The 20545-nt window shown below is 63.5% G+C and carries 15 protein-coding genes, 1 pseudogene and 1 riboswitch; of the genes and pseudogenes, 6 read left to right on the forward strand and 10 right to left on the reverse strand.

Translation table 11 applies throughout. The annotated features are described in order from the left end of the window. Positions 1-15 precede the first annotated feature (15 nt). The 4 genes and pseudogenes from AC5I5I_RS21040 to thiC form a co-directional block, all read right to left on the reverse strand. Positions 16-957, reverse strand: a complete 942-nt coding sequence (locus AC5I5I_RS21040; protein WP_495976275.1) for a YiiG family protein — start codon at positions 955-957, stop codon at positions 16-18. A gap of 93 nt (positions 958-1050) precedes the next feature. Next, positions 1051-1246 (reverse strand): annotated as a pseudogene (locus tag AC5I5I_RS21045) (DUF2200 family protein); the annotation flags it as partial. Between the two features lie 66 nt (positions 1247-1312). After that, positions 1313-1609 (reverse strand): antibiotic biosynthesis monooxygenase, encoded by a 297-nt coding sequence (locus AC5I5I_RS21050; RefSeq protein WP_495976276.1) that lies wholly within the window; start codon positions 1607-1609, stop codon positions 1313-1315. Positions 1610-1722: 113 nt separating this feature from the next. Then, positions 1723-3681, reverse strand: a complete 1959-nt coding sequence (gene thiC / locus AC5I5I_RS21055) for a phosphomethylpyrimidine synthase ThiC (RefSeq protein WP_495976277.1) — start codon at positions 3679-3681, stop codon at positions 1723-1725. A 103-nt stretch (positions 3682-3784) separates the two neighbouring features. Continuing rightward, positions 3785-3892, reverse strand: a riboswitch (TPP riboswitch). Positions 3893-4010: 118 nt separating this feature from the next. Here thiC and AC5I5I_RS21060 point away from each other — a divergent pair. Further along, the gene (locus tag AC5I5I_RS21060) at positions 4011-5657 is read left to right on the forward strand and encodes an alkaline phosphatase family protein (protein ID WP_495976278.1); all 1647 of its coding nucleotides are present in this window, start codon (positions 4011-4013) and stop codon (positions 5655-5657) included. Positions 5658-5715: 58 nt separating this feature from the next. Then, positions 5716-6696 carry a Bug family tripartite tricarboxylate transporter substrate binding protein gene (locus tag AC5I5I_RS21065; RefSeq protein WP_495976279.1) on the forward strand — a complete coding sequence of 327 codons (981 nt, stop codon included), beginning with the start codon at positions 5716-5718 and terminating at the stop codon, positions 6694-6696. A gap of 24 nt (positions 6697-6720) precedes the next feature. Here the strand turns inward: AC5I5I_RS21065 and AC5I5I_RS21070 are convergent, their stop codons facing one another. The 4 genes from AC5I5I_RS21070 to AC5I5I_RS21085 all read right to left on the reverse strand — a co-directional run bounded on the left by AC5I5I_RS21070 (position 6721) and on the right by AC5I5I_RS21085 (position 12507). Next, positions 6721-8310: a DUF4403 family protein gene (locus tag AC5I5I_RS21070; RefSeq protein ID WP_495976281.1), complete on the reverse strand. Its 1590-nt coding sequence runs from the start codon at positions 8308-8310 to the stop codon at positions 6721-6723. 186 nt (positions 8311-8496) lie between these two features. Further along, positions 8497-9750 carry a hypothetical protein gene (locus tag AC5I5I_RS21075; RefSeq protein WP_495976283.1) on the reverse strand — a complete coding sequence of 418 codons (1254 nt, stop codon included), beginning with the start codon at positions 9748-9750 and terminating at the stop codon, positions 8497-8499. A 43-nt stretch (positions 9751-9793) separates the two neighbouring features. Then, positions 9794-11011: a TAXI family TRAP transporter solute-binding subunit gene (locus AC5I5I_RS21080; protein WP_495976285.1), complete on the reverse strand. Its 1218-nt coding sequence runs from the start codon at positions 11009-11011 to the stop codon at positions 9794-9796. A 674-nt stretch (positions 11012-11685) separates the two neighbouring features. Then, on the reverse strand, positions 11686-12507 hold the full coding sequence (locus AC5I5I_RS21085; RefSeq protein ID WP_495976287.1) for a L,D-transpeptidase: 822 nt from the start codon (positions 12505-12507) through the stop codon (positions 11686-11688). A 396-nt stretch (positions 12508-12903) separates the two neighbouring features. Between AC5I5I_RS21085 and AC5I5I_RS21090 the strand changes: the two genes are divergently transcribed. Then, a complete protein-coding gene (locus AC5I5I_RS21090) occupies positions 12904-13887 on the forward strand; it encodes an ABC transporter substrate-binding protein (protein ID WP_495976289.1) in 984 nt (327 codons plus the stop codon). A 71-nt stretch (positions 13888-13958) separates the two neighbouring features. On the opposite strand, the gene ilvD is transcribed toward AC5I5I_RS21090, so the two are convergent. Beyond that, the gene (gene ilvD, locus AC5I5I_RS21095; RefSeq protein WP_495976291.1) at positions 13959-15647 is read right to left on the reverse strand and encodes a dihydroxy-acid dehydratase; all 1689 of its coding nucleotides are present in this window, start codon (positions 15645-15647) and stop codon (positions 13959-13961) included. A 104-nt stretch (positions 15648-15751) separates the two neighbouring features. Continuing rightward, positions 15752-16264: a tRNA (N6-threonylcarbamoyladenosine(37)-N6)-methyltransferase TrmO gene (gene tsaA, locus AC5I5I_RS21100; protein ID WP_495976293.1), complete on the reverse strand. Its 513-nt coding sequence runs from the start codon at positions 16262-16264 to the stop codon at positions 15752-15754. A 219-nt stretch (positions 16265-16483) separates the two neighbouring features. On the opposite strand from tsaA, the gene AC5I5I_RS21105 reads away from it, so the two are divergent. From AC5I5I_RS21105 to metH, 3 genes are all read left to right on the forward strand, one after another. Then, positions 16484-17476 (forward strand): ArsR/SmtB family transcription factor, encoded by a 993-nt coding sequence (locus AC5I5I_RS21105; RefSeq protein ID WP_495976295.1) that lies wholly within the window; start codon positions 16484-16486, stop codon positions 17474-17476. After that, positions 17473-18387 carry a methylenetetrahydrofolate reductase [NAD(P)H] gene (metF, locus tag AC5I5I_RS21110; RefSeq protein ID WP_495976297.1) on the forward strand — a complete coding sequence of 305 codons (915 nt, stop codon included), beginning with the start codon at positions 17473-17475 and terminating at the stop codon, positions 18385-18387. The genes AC5I5I_RS21105 and metF overlap by 4 nt, the downstream gene beginning before the upstream one ends. 35 nt (positions 18388-18422) lie before the next feature. Next, a partial coding sequence (metH, locus tag AC5I5I_RS21115; RefSeq protein WP_495976299.1) for a methionine synthase occupies positions 18423-20545 on the forward strand: 2123 nt, incomplete at its 3' end.

Consider the following 20545-nt stretch of genomic DNA (forward strand, 5'->3'; position numbering starts at 1 on the left):
GCTGGTGTCCGCGCCTCACACCCGACCGCCGCGATTATAGCTCTCGACCAGTTGATTATAGTCGCGCATCAGCCGCTGCGGCGAACCCTCGACCATCCAGCCGCTGCCGGCGTTGAGCATCATCCTGTCGCCCTGGCTGTAGGGAACCTTGTCGCGGATGCGGCGCATCAGTTGCTTCGCCGTGACCAGATACGATTTGGCATTGTTGATGAAGAACGAGCCGATCTTGGCGTCGCTGTCGGCCGCGAGCTTTTCGGTCGACTTCACCAGCGCCTCGTAATCGTTCACGGCCTGCGTCATCGCGGCCAGATTGGGCTTGTCCGTTTCCATGCTGCGCAGGACGCGTTTGGCGGCGATCATCACCGCCTCGACGTGATAGCGTGCGGCCTTGCCCTCGCTCTGCTCGATCGCAGCAAGGCGTTCGGCCGCGCGCCTGTCGTTGATGCTCTCGACGCCAGCGCGCAAAGCCTTGTCGGCACTGGCAAACGCATCCCATGCGGCGACGAGGCGAGGATGCAAGGCGCGGCCCTTGGCCATCCTGTCGTCCTTGTAGTCTTCTTGCTTGTAATAGTCGTCGGCCTCCTTCAGCAGTGGCTCGAGCTTGCTGACAGCGTCGGCATAGGCCGCCGCTGCGGCTTCGAGTTCGGCGTCGCGCGGTTCCAGCGCATTGGCTGTCTCGACGTTCTTGCGGCAATCGGACGTGTCGTAGATCGTGTAGGTGCCGTAGATGATGCGCTCCTTGCCGGTCGGCCCGTTCTTGCCGACCCAGCTGAAATAGCGCCGCCGTGAATCGTAGGAGCGCTCCGACAGCCGGTTGATGCAGCCGACATAGGCGTTGAGTTTCTCGGTGAGCGAGGGTGGGTCGGACGGAGGTGGGTTTTGGGCAGAGGCCGGATCGACTGAGAGTGTCGCGATCAATGCGACGCTGGCAAGCGTGAGAGTATGAAACGAGGTCATGACATATCGTCCGTTTCGTCACCAGATATTGTCTCGCCGCCCAACAAGATGATGCGGTAGCGGCAGAGGCCCAAGATTAGAGCGTCCGGATCGCTATGCCCGTAGAATCGTCTCCATGGGCTTTCCCTTTGCGAGTTCGTCGATCGGTTTGTCCGAGTACTGGATTTCCTGCATCGGCGGTTGCTTGATGTCTTCCACGCGTATGCCGCAAATGACACCCTTGATCAGCGACCGCGATGCGTTTCAGTTGCGGTGCCTCCGCAATGAATGTCTCGATGTCAGTCCGCTTTTCAGCTGCGCTTCCGATGTTTTTCATGCGTCTGCTCAAATGCCGGTGTCGGCATCCTGCGATGGACTATTTCAATGCAAGGACCACGGGACCGGCCACCGCATCGGTGACGCCACGTCCGCCGCCGAGATCTTCCAGTGTGTCGCGAAATGAATCGAGCGTCTTGATCATGTTGGGCCGCGCCGCGGCGAGCGCGTCCATGTCGGTCCATTCGGCGATGATGCAGTAGCCGCGGTCACCGGTCTCGATGATTCTGGCGTGGCGCAATCCTGGCCACTCGTTATGGACGTTTCGGTGAGCGTCGAGGAAAGCCTGCTCTCGTCCTGCTTTCACCTTGAAACGCACGGCATTGAAGGCGGTCATGGGGTCCTCCGTACGGGTGCGGATCGCGTTAGCCTAATGCTCCGTGCGTGCAAAGAAAAGGCGGGTCCTGCCGAGGCATGACCCGCCTTTTGGGCCGAGCCGAAAATCCGACCTCACAACGCCCTGTTGCTCTCCTTCACCAGCGCCGCATTCTTCGCCGTGTGGGTGGCTTCCGAATCCAACGCGGTGGTGTGCGGCGCCTTGACCTTGTCCGCATCGATGTAGACCTGCCCGCCCATGGCGTTGAACTTGTCCGACATTTCCCTCATGCCGGTCTGGGCCGCGTCGAGCCCGAGCGCGGTCTTCTCGTTGTCGCCGAGGCTCGCCGCATAATCGCGCACGTCCTGCGTGATCTTCATCGAGCAGAATTTCGGCCCGCACATCGAGCAGAAATGCGCGACCTTGTGCGCTTCCTTCGGCAGCGTCTCGTCGTGATAGGTGCGCGCGGTATCCGGGTCGAGGCCGAGATTGAACTGGTCCTCCCAGCGGAAGTCGAAGCGTGCGCGTGAGACCGCGTCGTCACGGAGTTGCGCGGCGGGATGGCCCTTGGCGAGGTCGGCGGCGTGCGCCGCGATCTTGTAGGTGATCACGCCCACTTTCACGTCGTCGCGGTTGGGCAGGCCGAGATGCTCCTTCGGCGTCACGTAGCAGAGCATGGCGCAGCCGAACCAGCCGATCATGGCGGCGCCGATGCCCGAAGTGATGTGATCGTAGCCCGGCGCGATGTCGGTGGTGAGCGGTCCAAGCGTATAGAACGGGGCCTCGCCGCACTCCTTCAGCTGCTTGTCCATGTTGATCTTGATCTTGTGGATCGGCACGTGTCCGGGCCCCTCGATCATGACCTGGCAGCCCTTCTTCCAGGCGATCTGAGTCAGTTCGCCGAGCGTCTCCAGTTCGGCGAATTGCGCGCGGTCGTTGGCGTCGGCGATCGAGCCGGGCCGCAGGCCGTCGCCCAGCGAGAATGACACGTCATACTTGCGCATCAGATCGCAGATCTCGTCGAAGCGCTCGTAGAGGAAGCTCTCGCGGTGCTTCGACAGGCACCACTTCGCCATGATCGAGCCGCCGCGCGAGACGATGCCGGTGACGCGGTTCGCGGTCAACGGCACATAGGCGAGCCGCACGCCGGCATGGATGGTGAAATAGTCCACGCCCTGTTCGCATTGCTCGATCAGAGTGTCCTTGTAGACCTCCCAGTCGAGCTTGGCCGGATCGCCGTCGACCTTCTCGAGCGCCTGATAGATCGGCACGGTGCCGATAGGCACCGGCGAGTTGCGCAGGATCCATTCGCGGGTGTTGTGGATGTTGCGGCCGGTGGAGAGGTCCATCACCGTGTCGGCGCCCCAGCGGATCGCCCACACCATCTTTTCGATCTCTTCTTCCACCGAAGAGGTGACGGCCGAGTTGCCGATATTGGCGTTGATCTTTACCAGGAAGTTGCGGCCGATGATCATCGGCTCGAGTTCACCGTGATTGATGTTGCACGGGATAATCGCGCGGCCGCGGGCAATCTCGTCGCGCACGAATTCCGGCGTGATGAAGGCAGGCACCGAAGCGCCGAAACTTTCGCCATCGGCGAGTGCGGCTTCCGCGCGCTCCAGCATCTGCTTGCGGCCGAGATTTTCGCGGGCGGCAACGTAGATCATTTCCTTGGTGACGATGCCGGCTTTGGCGAATTCGTATTGCGTGACCGGTGCATCGCCGACGCCGCGCAGCGGCTTGGGCGTATTCGGGAACGCCCGCGCGAGATACTTGCCGGTCGCGTTGCCGTTATCGACCGGCTTCAGAGGCCGGCCTTCGTATTCCTCGACGCCGCCGCGTTCCTTGACCCATTGGATGCGGGTGCGGGGCAGTCCGCGCTCGACATCGATGGTCACGCTGTCGTCGGTGTAGGGCCCCGAGGTGTCGTAGACCGGGAGCGGCGGCTCGCCGGAACCTTCCGACAGCTTGATCTCGCGCAGCGGCACGCGCAGGTCCGGCGCGGCGTCCGGCGCAACGTGGATCTTGCGCGAGGCGGGCAGGGGGCCGGTCGTGACCTTCGGCGTTTCGATGTTCGGATTGTGGATGTTCATTGTTGTGGTTCCCGTTCGTCAGAAGATCACACGTGCGACATTGTTTGAGCCAAGCGATTTGGCCGCGCCGGAGGGCGCGCGCGAAAAAGGTGCAAACGGACTGAAGAGCATGGTGTCCTGTCCCTTCGCCGGCATGACCCGGATCAGGTTCAAAGGGTTACCGTGCGACCACGGAATCTCAGCCCCATTAGGGACTCCCCTCGGAACGACGCTAATGTAAGCCGTTGCGGGCGGGTGTCAACGCGCGGGATGTCCAGCCCGCATTGTTCCGTGCGGGCTTCCGGTTCATAAGATCAGCCGTACGGGATCAGATATCAGAGGCCAAAACCGTGAGCCGCCACGTCAAGAATATCCTCTTCATCATGTGCGACCAGTTGCGTTTTGACTATCTGTCCTGCGCGGGCCATCCGACGTTGCAGACCCCGAATATCGACGCGCTGGCGGCGCGTGGCGTACGCTTCACCCGCACCTATGTGCAGTCGCCGGTCTGCGGCGCCTCGCGCATGAGCTTCTATACCGGCCGATATGTCTCCTCGCACGGCGCCGCCTGGAACGGCTTTCCGCTCAAGGTGGGCGAGATGACCATGGGCGATTATCTGCGTCCGCTCGGTCTCGACACGGTGCTCGTCGGCAAGACCCATATGGAGCCCGACAGCGAGGGCATGGAGCGGCTCGGCATCGATCCGCAATCGATCATCGGCGTGCGGGTCTCCGAATGCGGCTTTGATCCGTACGAGCGCGACGATGGCCTGCACGGCGTAGGGCCGGATGGCCGCTTTGAGCCCAACAATCCGCGTTACAACGTGTGGCTCAATGAGAAGGGCTATGCGGGCGACAATCCCTGGCACGACTACGCCAATGCAGCGGAGGGCGAGGGCAATGCGCTCGCCTCCGGCTGGGCGATGCGCCATGCGCGCAAGCCGGCCCGGGTGGCGGAGGAGGATTCCGAGACGCCGTACATGACGCGGCGTGCGATGGACTACATGACCGAGGCGGGTGACCGTCCCTGGTGCCTGCATCTGTCCTACATCAAGCCGCACTGGCCCTATATCGCGCCCGCGCCCTACAATGACATGTACGGTCCGGACGATGTGATCTCTGCCGTGAAGAGCGAAAGCGAGCGCGTCGATCCGCATCCGGTCTATCGCGAGTTCATGAACCATCTGGTCGCGCGCAATTTCTCGCGCGACGAGGTGCGGCGTGAGGTGATCCCGGTCTATATGGGCCTGATCAAGCAGATCGACGACCAGCTTGGCCTGTTGTTTGCGTTCATGCGCGGGCGCGGTCTGCTCGACAATACGCTGATCGTCTTCACGTCTGACCACGGCGATTATCTCGGCGACCACTGGCTGGGCGAGAAGGACCTGTTTCACGCGCCGTCGGTCAACATTCCGCTGATCGTGGTCGATCCATCGCCTGCGGCCGATGCCGCCCGCGGCAGCGTGTGCGACGCGGCGGTTGAATCGATCGACCTGTTGCCGACCTTCCTTGATATTCTTGGCAGCGATCCGCGCGAACAGTCGCACCGGCTGGAAGGCCGTTCGCTGCTACCCTGGCTTCGTGGCGAGATGCCTGCGGTGTGGCGCGAGATTGCGTTCAGCGAATACGATTATTCGATGTTTCCGGCGGCGGTCCGGCTGGGAGTGGCGCCGCGCGATGCGCGGCTATTCATGGCGGCCGACAAGCGGTGGAAATATGTCCACGCCATCGGCTTCCGGCCGATGCTGTTCGACCTGCAGTCCGATCCCGAAGAGTTTCGCGATCTCGGCGCCGACCCCGCCTATGCAGCGGAGCGCGAGCGGCTTTCCGCCGCGCTGGCGGACTGGGGATTGCGAATGTCGCAGCGCACGACGATTTCGGAAGCGCAGATTCTGAAGGGGCGCGGCAGGTCGCAGCGTAAGGGCATCCTGATCGGGGTCTGGGACGAAACCGACATTCCGCAGGACTTATGGAGTGCGTATCGCGGTGAAGGGTGATTCACCGGCGCCGAGGCGGTAGCATTCCGGAAATAAAACGCGTGTTCGGGAGGAATGCATGCTTGCTCGCAGAATTGTTCTGTCCGCTGCGTTTGCGGCCGCACTTGCCGGGACGCTACCATGTCCGGCGCTTGCTCAACTCGGCGGCGACCAGCCGATCCGTATCATCTTCCCGTTCACCGGGGGCGGGACCGGTGATGCGCTGGCGCGCCTGGTCGCCGACAAGATGCGCGCCGAGCTTAACCGTCCGGTGATCGTCGAAAACCGCACCGGAGCCGGCGGACGGATCGGTGTGAATGCGGTGAAGAATGCGGAGCCCGACGGCACGACGCTTCTGATGGTGCCGATCGCGCCGGTCGCGGTGTACCAACTGGTCTACAAGAATCTGGAATACAATCCGTTCACCGATCTCGTGCCCTTGGCGCAGCTCGGCACCTTCGACTTCGGCATCGCGGTCGGCCCGAAGGTGCCCGTGAAGTCGCTGAAAGAACTTGTCGCCTGGGCGAAGGCCAATCCGAACGAAGCCAATTACGGCACGCCGGCTGCCGGCACCTTGCCGCATTTTCTGGCCGCTTTGTTCGGTGAGCGCGCCGGGATCGACTTCCGGCACGTGACCTATAAAGGATCGGCGGGAGCTTTGACCGACCTGATCGGCGGGCAGATCGCGGCGGTCGTAACCACGACGGCCGACCTGATGGAAATGCACAAGGGCGGCAAGCTGCGCGTGCTAGCGACCTCCGACGCGCAGCGCTCGAAATTCCTGCCCGATATCCCAACTTTCCGCGAGGTCGGCTTCGATCTTCAGGCGACGGGCTGGTACGGGATGTTTGCGCCGGCCAGGACCCCGCCGGATGTGATCGAACGGCTCAACAGGGCGATCGTGAACGCCATCAAGTCGCCGGACGTGAGCGAGCGCATGCTCACCTTTGCGATCGAGCCGACCGGCACCTCCGCCGCCGAGCTCGGCGCGATCATGAAGCGCGACGCCGCCTTCTGGGCGCCGGCGGTGAAAGCGTCGGGCTTCACGCCCGACAAATAGCGGCCTTCTTGTCGCGGCCGGTCGCTACTTCCCCGGCAGCCTGCTCACCGCAGCTCGTGCGATGCCGTCGATCTCGGCAGTGACACGCACGATCTGAGAGTCGAATTCGATGCCGACCAGGCGCAGCCCGGTGAGCTGCGCGTCGGTCTTGATGCCGTCGCCCTGCTGGCGGAAATCCGCCAGCGCCTTGTCGATGCTTTTGCGCGCATTGGCGAGCGCCGGCCGCAGATCGATGACGGAAGAGCGCGCGAGCGCGTTCTGCAATGCCGGGATGGCGGCTTTGGCGGCGACGCCCAGCAACCCGAAGGCCGCATCCGATTCGACAGCGAGTGCGATGTCGTCGAGGCGCATCGTCTGCCGCTCTTGATCGAGCGCGGGCTTGCCCGAAACATGGATCGTTGCCTCGCTGCCGAAACCAAACCAGCTTTTGCGTTCCTGCGCTTTCACCAGCATCGAGACGACCACCCGGTCGCCAGCGGTGGCCGCGACCGCCCGCAGCACCGTGATCTGCGCCGCGCCCGAACCGTCCTCAGGAAAGGTCTTGCCGGTCAGTTGCGTATCGATCAGCCGGTTGAGTTCGGCGAACGGCACGTCGATCGGCACGCCGATTGCGATCTTGCCCTGATCCATCGGCGGCACCAGGTCGAGCTTCGTGGGAAACGGGCAATCCGGTTTGGTTTGTTGCGGCACGATGCGGGTTTCGGCCTGCATGCCGAGCGTGATCGTCACGTTGTTGGCGTCGACGCGCGGCTGCGACGCGAATGCGCGGACGGGCTTCGTTTCCAGCCACAGCGGCGGCACGCCGGCGGCCGTCGACTCGAGCGGGATTGAGCGGCATATCTTGATCCATTCGCGGCGCGCGGCATTCTCGATGAATAGGTCGTCCCGCACGCGCGCGGCCAGCGCCAGCATCTGGTCGGACATCGCACGATCGACCAGAGACCTGATCTCGCGGGCGCCGTTGAACTTCACGCCGGCGACCTGGAGATTGGCTTCGGCAAGGTCGGTCTTGCCGGAAAGATTCGCCTCCAGCCTCCAGCCGGTGGTGATCTTGGGGCGCGACGTGATCGTCACGCGGCCCTTGAGATCGGCATGAAGGTCGATCGGCCGGCCATTCTTGGCCGCATTCTTGGCGGCATCCTTGGTGGGATCCGTTCCGTTGCGCTCCTGTTGCGCCTTCTCGCCGGTCAGGACGCCGATCAGGCTGTTGAGTTGTGCCGGAAGCTGTCCAGTGACGCGCAACGTGCCATTCAGATCGGCGGCAACGATCAATCCGTCGGCGCGGCCGGTGAGCGTCAGGGGCGCCCGCTCGAGAGTGTAGCCGACCTCGGCCTTGGACAGCACTTTCGCGATCGGGTTGTCCGGTTTGCCCGACAGGCTGCGCGGCGCGGCATTTTCCATCGCCTGGCGGATCGCCGGAATAGCGATGGCGACGGGCGCAATGATCACACTCGGCCGTGTGGCCGGCGGCAGGGCTGGCGTCTCTGCAAGAACGGGGCGTTGCGGTTCGACGGTCGGCGTCAGGAAATTCAACGCCCACAGCGTTCCGAAGAAGAACACGATCGCAACCACGATCGCTGCTGCGATCTTGAGCGTCCTTGTGAGACCGAACATGCTGCGATGGACCCCGGCGGACCAATCCGATCGCTGGACCAGATGGCGAAGACACTAAGGCTTCCACCAAAAGATACCAGACCGGCCGTGTCCCCGGGAGCTTATCGCAGGCGCATCGGCGCGAATTTGTGGCGGGGAAGGGGGCATCCCGGGGGGCCTAACCCCCGGGATGACAGGGAAACCAAGTCAGTTGCTACGTGACGCCATCATCGCCTGAAGGCGGTGCGGCGCCTCTGACGAACCCAGCGCGCGCGCCCGTTCGTACCAGAAGGACGCCTTGACGATGTCGGGCTCAAGCCCACGCACCTTGAACCGGTCGAGCACCACCGGATCGTAGGTCGATGCGATGGCGAAGGCGGAAGACGAATCTCCGGCCTCGGCCGCGCGTTCAAGCACCGTGCGGGCGCCGACAAAGTCGCCGCTCGAGATATAGTCGTCGCCCATCTTGCGCAGCATCGCGATCTCTTCCTCGCTGAGATTGCGCGTGGGTGGCGCACTGGCCTTGGTCGAAGCAGGTGCGGCGGCAGGCATCTGCGCCGCAACGGATTCACGCGACGGCGGTGCTTGCCATCCCGCCGGCTCCGGCTGTTTGACGGCTTCCGGTGCGGGCCAGGCGGCCATCACCGTTTCCCGTTGCTGCGGCGCGCGGCCGATGGCTTCGGTCTTGACCGGGATGGCCTTGGCCTGCAGATCTGCGCTCGCTAGCGCCACGCGCGTGGATGGCGCGGGCGACTGATCCTGCTGCTTCTGGGCCGCATCCAGCCTTGCCTGCAGGGTCGAGGCCCGGCCTTCGTTGAACACCGCTGACGCATTGGCCGACAATTCCACGATCGGCCCGCGAATTTTATCCATCACAAAGGATGGAACGTCCTTGATCGCGATGGCGGCCACGATCGCGGCGCCGGTTGCGGCCAGGCCGAAGCGCAGAAAGATGCTGTTCGCCTTGCTGCGGCTGCGTTTGCGTGGTCGCGGCCAATGTTCGCCAACCGGCTCGGGGATCGGCTCCGGATCCAGCGAGCGCGCCAGGAGCCAGGGCGGCGTGCGCGGGTCGCGGAAAGCCGCACGCACGGTCTGCACATCGACCGAGAATTGATGCGGATCGCTCCGCCCGGCCTCGCTGGCGGATGTGGTGACGGCCGGACTGTCCTGGTCCGTCTCATCCGCGGTCTGCAATTCCTGTTGTTGCGCGATCCGCTCCGCGGCGGCCCGGCTCACGTCAGCGAGCCGTGACACCTCCTCGTCGCCGCCATGGCTGCTGGCGATCATGGCACGCAGGCTGATCTCGATCTCGTCGAGGATCCGCGCATCGTGATCGGTCTCGATACCGGGCGGATGCTCCGGTTCGCCCGGCATGTCCGGGCTATGGTCCCGCGTCCGTTCTGGCGCGGCGGGTGAAACAGGGTCGAACCGATCGAGCGGGAACGGGCTCGTTGTACTCATGACGCAACTCCCTCAAACATCCATCACGCTTCGAAGGCCGGGTTCATTTCCGGCTCTTGCTGCGCACAACGGGCTTCGCCTCGGTGGTGCTTTCATTCCGGGCCGCCATCGCTTCCTGCCGGTCGCGCCAGGCGAGAAACTCGGCGAACAAGGCGTCGCGGCTTTGCGGCGTACGATCTGCATCCCGCTTGTCGGCGCGCTGCAGATAGCTCTGGAAGTCGCGGTTGAGATTGGACGAAGCGTTGGCGGCCGGCTGGGTCGCTTCGAGCTTCTGCAACTCCCTCTCGGCGGAATCGAGCCGCGTCCATCCCGGAACGGTCGCCGCCAGATTGACGTCGCGCCATTTCGGATGGAACGGGGGCTTCTGGAATTTGCTCCAGTTGGCGAACATGCGCTCGGTCAGGCGCTCGATCTTTTTCTGACGCTCAGTGCCCTTCGCCCAGTTGAAGGCCGCAAGCACCGCCGGCACCGCGATGGTGTGGACCTTGCTCTGACCCTCCGGCATCAGGTTCGGATACTGATCCGCGGTGAATTCGCCGATGGTGTAATAGTCGGCGAACACCTTCGAGAACGGCACCGGCAGCAGATGCAGCCCGGCTTCAGCCGGAATGCGGGAGAAGAAGTCGATCGGCTTGCCGACAAGCCGTATCATCGCCGCGAGCTCGCCGCTCTTCAGTTGCTGCATCGCTGCCGACGTGTCGACATTGACCTGCTGAACCTGAATGCCAAGGCGCTGGAAGATGATCGTGCCGGTCAGGCTCGATCCGGCACCCGCAGGACCGAAGCTCACCTTCTTGCCGCGCAGATCTTCGAGGCTCTTGATGTCGCGTCTCGCGAGGATATGGACCTCCGAAACCGGCAGCCGGATGATGTAGTGAATCCGGTTATTGAGGTTCCAGATTTTGCGTTCGGTCTTGAAATACTCGAACACATCGGACTGGGTGACCGCAACATCGACGCCACGCAGATACAGGAGGTCGTCGATGTTGGAGGCCGCCCCATAGGTGACCATCGGCAGAATGCGCAGATTGTCACCGTCGTCGAGAGCCTTCGCCAGTTCGTCGGCGAAGGTCATATAGGTGCCGGACATCAGGCCGCCGGCAACGCCGACGGTCCAGGCATTTCGCTTGTCCTTGATGGCAGCTTCGTTATTGCCGGCCTGTTTCAGCGATTCAGGGACCTTCTGAGCGAAGGCCGGCGCGATGATCGCGGACGCCGATAGAACAGCCCATGCGGCGAGCGCCGCAAAGAGTTTACGCATCACAACTTCCCCCTTCTACGATGTTGAGGCGCCGGTGTCAGGCGCCCGCTATCTCCATGTGAAAACAGAAACGGCCGGCAACGCGCACCCCCGCACGCATTGCCGGCCGATCGAAACGTTTTGCGGAACGTGACATCCGGACGCCGCGAGTGCGCCGAATTCACGCGAGTGCCTGGTCGCCGTCCCTTGCGACACCACTCTCATGTTACCCTCACCAACTCTGGCGCGATCAGCGATCGCAGCCTGATGAAACGAAAACCTCACAGGCATTCCGACATCACGTCAGCTCGTTGCGTTTGCTTCGAGCCGACCGCATTGGCGCGGTCGCGAAAAGTTGAGTGGATTAGTGTCACGAATGAGGCGGAACAGTTTTGTTGTGTCGTCTTTGTTGGAATGCACACGCGGCTTGCGTGGTAACGGCGCAACGAAATTGTTGCGCGCTTGCAAGCATGCGGTAGCGACGTAACGCTGCGCGGTAGCGACGTATTGCGTGCCGGTAGCGACGTAGCGCGATTTTAAAACTGATGTCGTTCGAAAATATTTTTTGCGTCGCGTGCTTTTGGACGCCTTGCCGTCCGCGTTTGCGGTGCTGTTGGCAGCGAGACAATGCGTCGTGCGCAAAAAAACCGCCCGGCTTTCGCCGGGCGGTGTTCTGGTCTGGTTCGCTTCGCTGGTTAGAACAGAATCGTCGGGGTCGCGGTAGCCCGGCGCGTCGATGACACCTGGTCCGGATTGCGCGGTGTTTGCTGCTCGATCTGGACGGTTGCGGCTGCCTCCGGCACGATCGTCGCGACAGGCTGGGGTGCGCGCTTCCTCGCTTCCCGCGGAGCCCGCGGTTCAGCCGGGGCCGCGATGTCGCGCAGACGCCGTCCACCATCCGGTAATACCACGACCTTGCTGCCGACCTTCACGCGGCCGTAAAGATCGACGACATCGTCGTTGAGCATGCGGATGCAGCCGGAAGACACGCGGCCGCCGATGGTCGACGGCGCGTTGGTGCCGTGGATCCGGTAAATGGAGTTACCGAGATACAGCGCGCGTGCGCCCATCGGGTTGCTCGGACCGCCGGCCATGAAGCGCGGCAAATAGGGCTGGCGCGCGATCATCTCGGCAGGCGGATTCCAGTCCGGCCATTCGGCCTTGCGGGCGACGCGCTGGGTGCCGGACCAGCGGAAGCCGTCGCGGCCGACGCCGATGCCGTAGCGCACGGCCTTGCCGTCGCCGAGGACGTAATAGAGATAAGTGTTCGGCGTATCGACAATGATCGTGCCGGGTGCCTCTCGCGTGGAATAGGATACAACCTGCCGGCGCAACCGAGACGGCATCTCGGCGCCGCCTTCGAACTCTTCGACGTCCTGGCCCGGGGCCACGCGGGCAAACGCCGGAGGCGCCTGGTAGGACGGGTCCGCAAATGCGGACTGCTGCGCGGAGGCGGAATTCTGCGGGATCAGCAGGGCGAGGGACAGGGCGCCCAATACATACGCGGACCTGGTCATGGCATCCACTTTCTGCCGGTCTGCCCGCACCCCCCGATGCGACTAGAAACCCGGACTTGGTTTGGATTCTCGAATTCATTAAGTGCGAGACTGCAGAAGCGTTCCCACACGATTTCGGCCCGTCCAGGCCATGCTTAAACCATGGGTGTTTCAGCCAGCTTTGGCGGACCGCTAAAATTGAGCCGATTTTGCTGAAAAATGGCGAGTCACGCCCTGCCTCGAAGGTCGAGGGCCGCCGCCATGACGGCAGGCCGCCCAAGCTTTATACTGTCGCAGGCGCAGATCTGAGCTTGCGGAGTGGTATCAGGCGCTGTTCCATGCCGCCCTGAGATCGGCGGGATCGCCGGGCGCCGGGCCCTGCGGCCCGCTCGCGTTTTGCAGAGAAGGATACAGAATATGCTTCGCCGTGTTGCAGTTTTCGGTCTGGCTCTCGGGGCGGTCGTCACCGCCGGGACCGCCTTCGCCCAGACCATTCCGACGATCCGGGTTGGCTGGACCATTCCCGCCGAGGAAGCCAAGTACTGGATGATGAAGCGCCCGGACAAATTCCCCAATCTGGGCAAGACCTACAAGATCGAATGGTCGCAGTTCAACGGCACGTCGCCGATGACCGCGGCGATGCAGGCGGGCGCGCTGGACTGCGCGACGCAAGGTGTGTTGCCGATCGCACAGAGCATGGCCGCCGGCAATCTCGACATGTATGTCATCGCCCAGCATGTCGGGGAGAAGCCCGGCAGTTTCTCGCTCTACTGGGCGGTGAAGGAAGACTCGCCGATCAAGACGGCCGCCGACCTGAAGGGCAAGACGGTCGGCATTTCGGTGATCGGCGGCGGCACCCACGCCCCCTTCAACATGATGCTGCGCAAGAACGGTGTCGATCCCGAGAAGGACATCAAGCTGGTCGAAGTGGGCTTCGCACTGTCGGAAGATGCGCTGCGTTCGGGCCGGGTCGATGCGGTCAACATGGTGCAGCCATTTGCCGCGCGCGCGGAAGCCAAGGGTGGCGTGCGCAAGCTGTTTGCGCTGGAAGAGGCGCTTCCGAACATTGTTCATATCGTGGAAGCCTGTCGGAAGGACTTCGTGGAGAAGAACCCGGAGTTGGTCACATCCTATGTGAAGGACCTGACCCTCGGCATGAAGATGGCGCTGGCCAACCGGCCGGAGACCATCCAGGTCGTGCATGAAGTGATGAAGGCGCCGGTCGCGGCGCTCGAGACGTACCTGCTCAAGCCGAATGATTTCGCGCGCGAGCCGGGTGCAGCCCCGAATTTCGCCGGCATCCAGGCGATGTTCGACGTCTATACCGAGAACAAGACAATCGGAAAGAAGCTCGACGCGTCGACGCTGAAGCATCCGAAGATCGTCGCTCCGATGGAGTAACGATGTCCGATCGATTGTAGGCAATACGAAAATGGCCGGGCAGCGCCCGGCCATTTTTTTGGGTGCGCGCCTCAGCGCTCAGGCCACTCCGCATTACCCGCGTGTGTCACAGCGCCCTTGTCGGCCTGGCCGACCAGCTGCGCATATTTCGCCAGCAACCCGGCCGCATGACGCGGCGCAGGCGCCTTCCAGGCCGCCTTCCGCCGCTCCATTTCCGCGTCGTCGATCAGGACGTCGATCGTGCGCGCGCCGCCATCGATGCGGATGCGGTCGCCGTTCTGCACCAGTGCCAGCGGGCCGCCAACGGCGGCTTCCGGTGCAATATGGCCGATGCACATGCCGCGCGTCGCGCCCGAAAAGCGCCCGTCGGTGAGTAGCGCGACTTTCTCGCCCATCTGCTGGCCGTAGATGATCGCGGTCGTGCCGAGCATCTCGCGCATGCCGGGGCCGCCCTTCGGTCCCTCGTAGCGGATGATCAGCACTTCGCCGGCCTGATAGTCGCGCTTGCGAACCGCGGCGGTGCAGGCGTCCTCGCCGTCGAATACCCGGGCGATGCCCTCGAACACCAATGACTTGAGGCCTGCCACCTTCAAGAGAGCGCCGTCCGGGGCGAGATTGCCTTTCAGCACCGCGAGGCCGCCATCGGGACGGATCGCGCTGTCCGCGCGCCGCACGATTTCGCCATCCGGGTCGGGCGCAGCGCCATGCTCTTCCGCCAGTGTGCGGCCGGTCACGGTCAGGCAATCGCCATGCAAATGGCCGGAGCGGATCAGTTCGCGAATAATGATCGAGACGCCGCCGATATCGTGCACGTCCTTTGCAAGGAAGCGCCCGCCGGGCCGCAGATCGCCGATCAGCGGCGTGCGCGCGAACACTGCTTCGACATCGTCGACGGTGAAGGCAATCCCGGCTTCGTTGGCGATGGCCGGAAGATGCAGCGCCGCGTTGGTCGAGCCGCCGGTCGCAGCCACGATCGCGCAGCCATTCTCGATCGACTTGCGGGTGACCAGATCGCGCGGCAGCGGCCCGCCGCGCTTCAGGATGTCCATCACGATTTCGCCGGCGCGCTGGGCAATCGCCGAGCGCTCGGCATAGACGCCGGGCACCATCGCCGAATTGGGGACGGTGAGGCCGAGCACTTCCGACACCATCGCCATGGTGTTGGCGGTGAATTGTCCGGCGCACGCGCCGATCGCCGGAATCGCAACGCGCTCCAGCACTTTCAGATCGGCTTCCTTCATCTGGCCGGTCTGCACCGCGCCAACCGCCTCGTAGGAATCGAGTACGGTGACGTCGCGTCCGCCGAACCGGCCGGGCAGGGCAGCTCCGCCATAGACGAAGACCGACGGCACGTTGACGCGGACCATGCCCATCATTGAGCCCGGCAACGTCTTGTCGCAGCCGCCAAAGGCGACGAGGCCATCATAGGCATGGCCCTGCATCACGGCTTCGATCGAATCCGCGATGACCTCGCGGCTGACCAGCGAAAACTTCATGCCCTCGTGGTTCATGCCGATGCCGTCCGACACCGAGATGGTGGTGAATTCGCGCGGCGTGCCGCCGGCGGCTTCCACGCCCTGCTTGGCCCATTCCACCTGCGGATAATGTGTCATGTTGCAGGGCGTGTTCTCGCCCTTCATCGACACGACACCGATCATCGGCTTGTGGATCGCCGCATCGTCGAGGCCCATGCCACGCATGAACGCACGATGTGGCGTACGGTCGATGCCGTCGCGGGTGATGGACGAACGCAGGCGCATTACACAATCTCCGTCATCGCCCGCGAAAGCGGGCGATCCAGTAAACACGATGTCCAAAATTGTCCACCGGATGCCCGGTCTGCGCGGTGCATGACGGTGGCGCGCTATTGGCGGTCGCGGTGCCAGCCCACGGTGGCGTCCGGTTTGGAATCGACCGATGCGAAATAGGGCTTGATGTCGAGCAGCGGCGTATTGTCCAGACAGTCGATGTTCTGGATCGACAGCGTCGTCCCATCGACCTTGATCAACTTCACCACGCTGAGCGCGATCGGGTTCGGCCTCACCGGCGAGCGCAGGGAAAAAGTGCCGCGGCCCTCACCGTAATGGCGCGGCGCCTGCGCCACGAGATCGCGGCGCGCGCGGTCCATCCAGTACAGCACGATCAGGTGCGTGCAAGTCTCGACCTTGTCCAGCGCTTTGGCATAACGCGGATCGACCTCGACGGTGCAGACCGCGTCGGATTCGCCGGCATTTTTCGGGCAGTCCTCGCGCGTCGTCCAGGGCGTGCGGATGCGGCCGATGAAATACAGCCCGGCATCGAAGGTCGCGGGAAGATCAACCGCGATCTCGCCCGGACGGATGGAAAGATCGATTTCGGTTTTCGGATCGGCGCTCATGCGGTGGGTTTAGGGGAAATCCCTGGTACGTGCCACGCATCTCCGCAGGCAAGAGTGGTGACCCCGGCGGAAGAGGGCGCCCGAACGACCACGCGCCCGGCGGCAGCGCCAGCCCAGTCCGACACAAAAAGTTAACGCTTGCCCGAAAAGTGGGCTTGCGCCCATCGAATTAACGTATAAAGATATCCTTATGTCGATTTTGAGCGTCGGGATGCCAGAATGACCGGGCGGCTGGCCTTCGAGACCATGCACGACGCGCTGCGGGCGGTGGCCGAGGGCACCCGGCTGCGGATTCTCGCCCTGCTGGCCGAGGCCGAGCTGACCGTTTCCGACCTCACCGAAATCCTGCGCCAGTCGCAGCCGCGGATCTCGCGCCATCTCAAGCTGCTGTCGGAGGCGAACCTGATCGAACGCCATCGCGAGGGCGCCTGGGCTTTTTTCCGGGTCGCCGAAAGCGGTGACTCAGCCGGGGTCGCACGGATGATCGTGGAGCGGCTCGATCCCGCCGATCCCGTGATCGGACGCGACCGTGAAAGGCTCGCCGCGGTGCGCGAGGCGCGTGCGGTGGCGGCGCAGAATTATTTTCGCGAACACGCCGCCGAATGGGATCGCATCCGCAAGCTGCATGCGGCGGATGAGGCGGTCGAGCAGGCGATCGTGAAGGCGCTGGGCGACAAGCCGTTCCGGTCGCTGCTGGATCTCGGCACCGGCACCGGGCGGATGCTGGAACTGTTCGGCGCGCAGATCGAGCGTGGCATCGGGATCGACATGTCGCTTGACATGCTGCTGCTGGCGCGCGCGCGGCTGGAGCGTGCCGGACTGCGCCATTGCAGCGTGCGCCAGGGCGACATCTACGACCTGTCGCTGCCGCGCGATTCCTTCGACGTCATCATCGTTCATCAGGTGCTGCACTTCCTCGACGACGGTGCGCGCGCGATCCGCGAGGCTGCGCGTGTGCTGGCGCCATCGGGACGGCTGCTGGTGGTCGATTTCGCCCCGCACGAGCTTGAATTCCTGCGTGAGGAGCATGCGCATCGCAGGCTCGGCTTCGCGCCAGACACCATGGCGCAATGGTTTGCCGCCGCGGGTCTCGACGTCACCATGCACAAGAACATTGCGCCGGAACGCGGCACCGACGGCAAGATCGCGGTGTCGCTCTGGCTCGCACAGGATCGCCGGCTGCGGATCGCCGGACGTCAGGAGGTTGCATGACCATCGATATCAATCGCCGGGTCAGCCGGGTCGTGAACGGGCGCGGCAAGACACTGCGGGTGTCGTTCGAATTTTTTCCGCCCAAGACTGAGGAGATGGAACGCTCGCTCTGGGAGGCGATCGAACGGCTGGCGCCGCTTGAGCCGAATTTCGTCTCGGTGACCTACGGCGCCGGCGGCTCGACCCGCGAGCGCACCCACGCGACGGTGAAGCGCATCCTCGACGAAACGGCGCTCGTGCCCGCGGCGCACCTGACCTGCGTCGACGCCACTCGCGATGAAGTCGACGCGGTGGTGCGAAATTATCGCGATATCGGCGTGAAGCATATCGTGGCGTTGCGCGGCGACGCGGCAGGCGGTGCCGGCAGCGCCTATGTGCCGCATCCGGGTGGCTATCAGAATGCCGCCGACCTCGTCGCCGGCATCAAGCGGATCGGCGATTTCGAAGTATCGGTCTCGGCCTACCCCGAGAAGCATCCGGATTCGCGCCACGGCAATGTCGATCTGGACATGCTCCAGGCCAAGGTCGATGCCGGCGCTACGCGCGCGATCACCCAGTTCTTTTTCGAGAACGATCTCTATTTCCAGTATGTCGATCGGGTGCGCTCGCGCGGCATCGATATCCCGATCGTGCCGGGCATCGTGCCGGTGCAGAACTTCAAGCAGGTGAAGAATTTCGCCGAACGCTGCGGCACCTTCATTCCGAACTGGCTGGCCGAGCGCTTCGAAGGGCTCGACGACGATGTGGCGACGCGCAAGCTCGTCGCGGCCGCCATCGCCGCCGAACAAGTGTTCAATCTCGCCGATCGCGGCGTCACCGACTTCCACTTTTATACGATGAACCGCGCCGACCTCGTTTACGCGATCTGCCACATGCTGGGCCTGCGCCCGGCCGAGAAGGCAGCGGCCTGAGCTTCGCCCGCGTTTCCAAGGATGCAGTGAGAGTCATGAAGCTATCCAAGACCGAAGCCACCCTCCGTTCACTTGCATCCGAGCGCATCCTGCTGCTCGACGGCGGCATGGGCACGATGCTGCAGCAGCGGCGCTTCGACGAAGCCGCGTTCCGTAACTCGCGCTTCAAGGACTGGGAGCACGATGTCCGCGGCAACAATGACCTGCTGATCCTGACCCAGCCGGATGCCGTGCGTGAGATCCATCTCGCCTATTTCCAGGCTGGCGCCGACATCGTCTCCACCAACACCTTCTCCTCGACCGTGATCGCGCAGGCCGATTACGGCATGGAGAGTCTCGTTCCGGAGCTGAACCGCGTGGGTGCGCAGCTCGTTCGCGACGCGGCCATCAGCGCGCAGAAGCGCGATGGACGCCAGCGTTTCGTCGCCGGCGCCATCGGCCCGACCAACCGCACCGCGTCGATTTCGCCGGACGTGAACAATCCGGGTTTCCGCGCGGTTTCGTTCGACGACCTTAAGGCGGCGTATGCCGAGCAGGCCGCGGCACTGCTGGAAGGCGGTGTCGACATACTGCTGTTGGAGACCATTTTCGACACACTGAACGCCAAGGCCGCGCTCTACGCCATCGCCGAACTGGAGGAGGCGCGTGGCGAAAAGATTCCGGTGATGATCTCCGGTACCATCACCGATCTGTCGGGGCGTATGCTGGCCGGCCAGACGCCGGAAGCATTCTGGAATTCGATCCGGCATGCCGCGCCGTTGTCGGTCGGCCTCAATTGTGCACTCGGCGCCAAGGAAATGCGCGCGCATATCGCCGAACTCTCGCGCGTCGCCGATACGCTGATCTGCGCCTATCCGAATGCCGGACTGCCGAACGAGTTCGGTCTTTACGACGAGAGCCCCGAGCACATGGCTGGCCTGCTCTCGGAATTCGCCGGTTCCGGTATCGTCAACATCGTCGGCGGCTGTTGCGGCACCACGCCCGAGCATATGCGCGCTATTGCGCAGGCTGTGGCCGACAAGAAGCCGCGCACGATTCCGGTCATCGAGCGGAAGCTGCGGCTGTCCGGGCTCGAACCATTCACGCTGACCCACACCATCCCGTTCGTGAATATCGGCGAGCGCACCAATGTCACCGGCTCGGCCAAGTTCCGCAAGCTGATCACCGCCGGCGATTACACCGCGGGCCTCGCCATTGCGCGCGAGCAGGTCGAGAACGGCGCCCAGATTATCGACGTCAACATGGACGAGGGCCTTCTCGACTCAGAGAAGGCGATGGTCACTTTCCTGCACCTGATCGCGGCCGAGCCCGATATCGCTCGCGTGCCGATCATGATCGACTCCTCGAAATTCGAGGTGATGGAAGCCGGTCTGAAATGCGTGCAGGGCAAGTGCATCGTCAATTCGATCTCGATGAAGGAGGGCGAGGATGCCTTCATTCATCACGCGAAGACCGTCCGCCGCTACGGCGCCGCGGTGGTGGTCATGGCGTTCGACGAGCAGGGCCAAGCCGACACCATCGAGCGCAAGACCGCGATCTGCGAGCGCGCTTACGACATTCTGGTCAATCAGGTGGGCTTTCCGCCTGAAGACATCATCTTCGATCCGAACATCTTTGCGGTCGCGACCGGCATTGAGGAACACAACAATTACGGCATCGCGTTCATTGAGGCGGCGCGCTTCATCCGCGAAAAGCTGAAGCACGCCCATGTCTCCGGCGGCGTGTCGAATCTCTCGTTCTCGTTCCGCGGCAACGAGCCGGTGCGCGAGGCGATGCATTCGGTATTCCTCTATCATGCCATCAAGGCCGGCATGGATATGGGCATTGTCAACGCGACCCAGATGGCGGTCTATGACGATCTCGATCCGGAGCTGCGTGAGGCCTGCGAGGACGTGGTGCTCAACCGCCGCGAGGACGCGGCCGAGCGCCTTCTCGATATCGCCAAGCGTTTCTTCGGCCAGACCCGGGAAAAGACCGAGGCCGATCTCGCCTGGCGTAGCTGGCCGGTCGGAAAAAGACTGTCGCATGCGCTGGTGCACGGCATCACCGATTTCATCACCGTCGACACCGAGGAAGCGCGGCTGGCCGCAAAGCGCCCGCTCGACGTGATCGAAGGCCCGCTGATGGACGGCATGAACGTGGTCGGCGACCTGTTCGG

This window comes from Pseudorhodoplanes sp. (genome assembly GCF_059499825.1).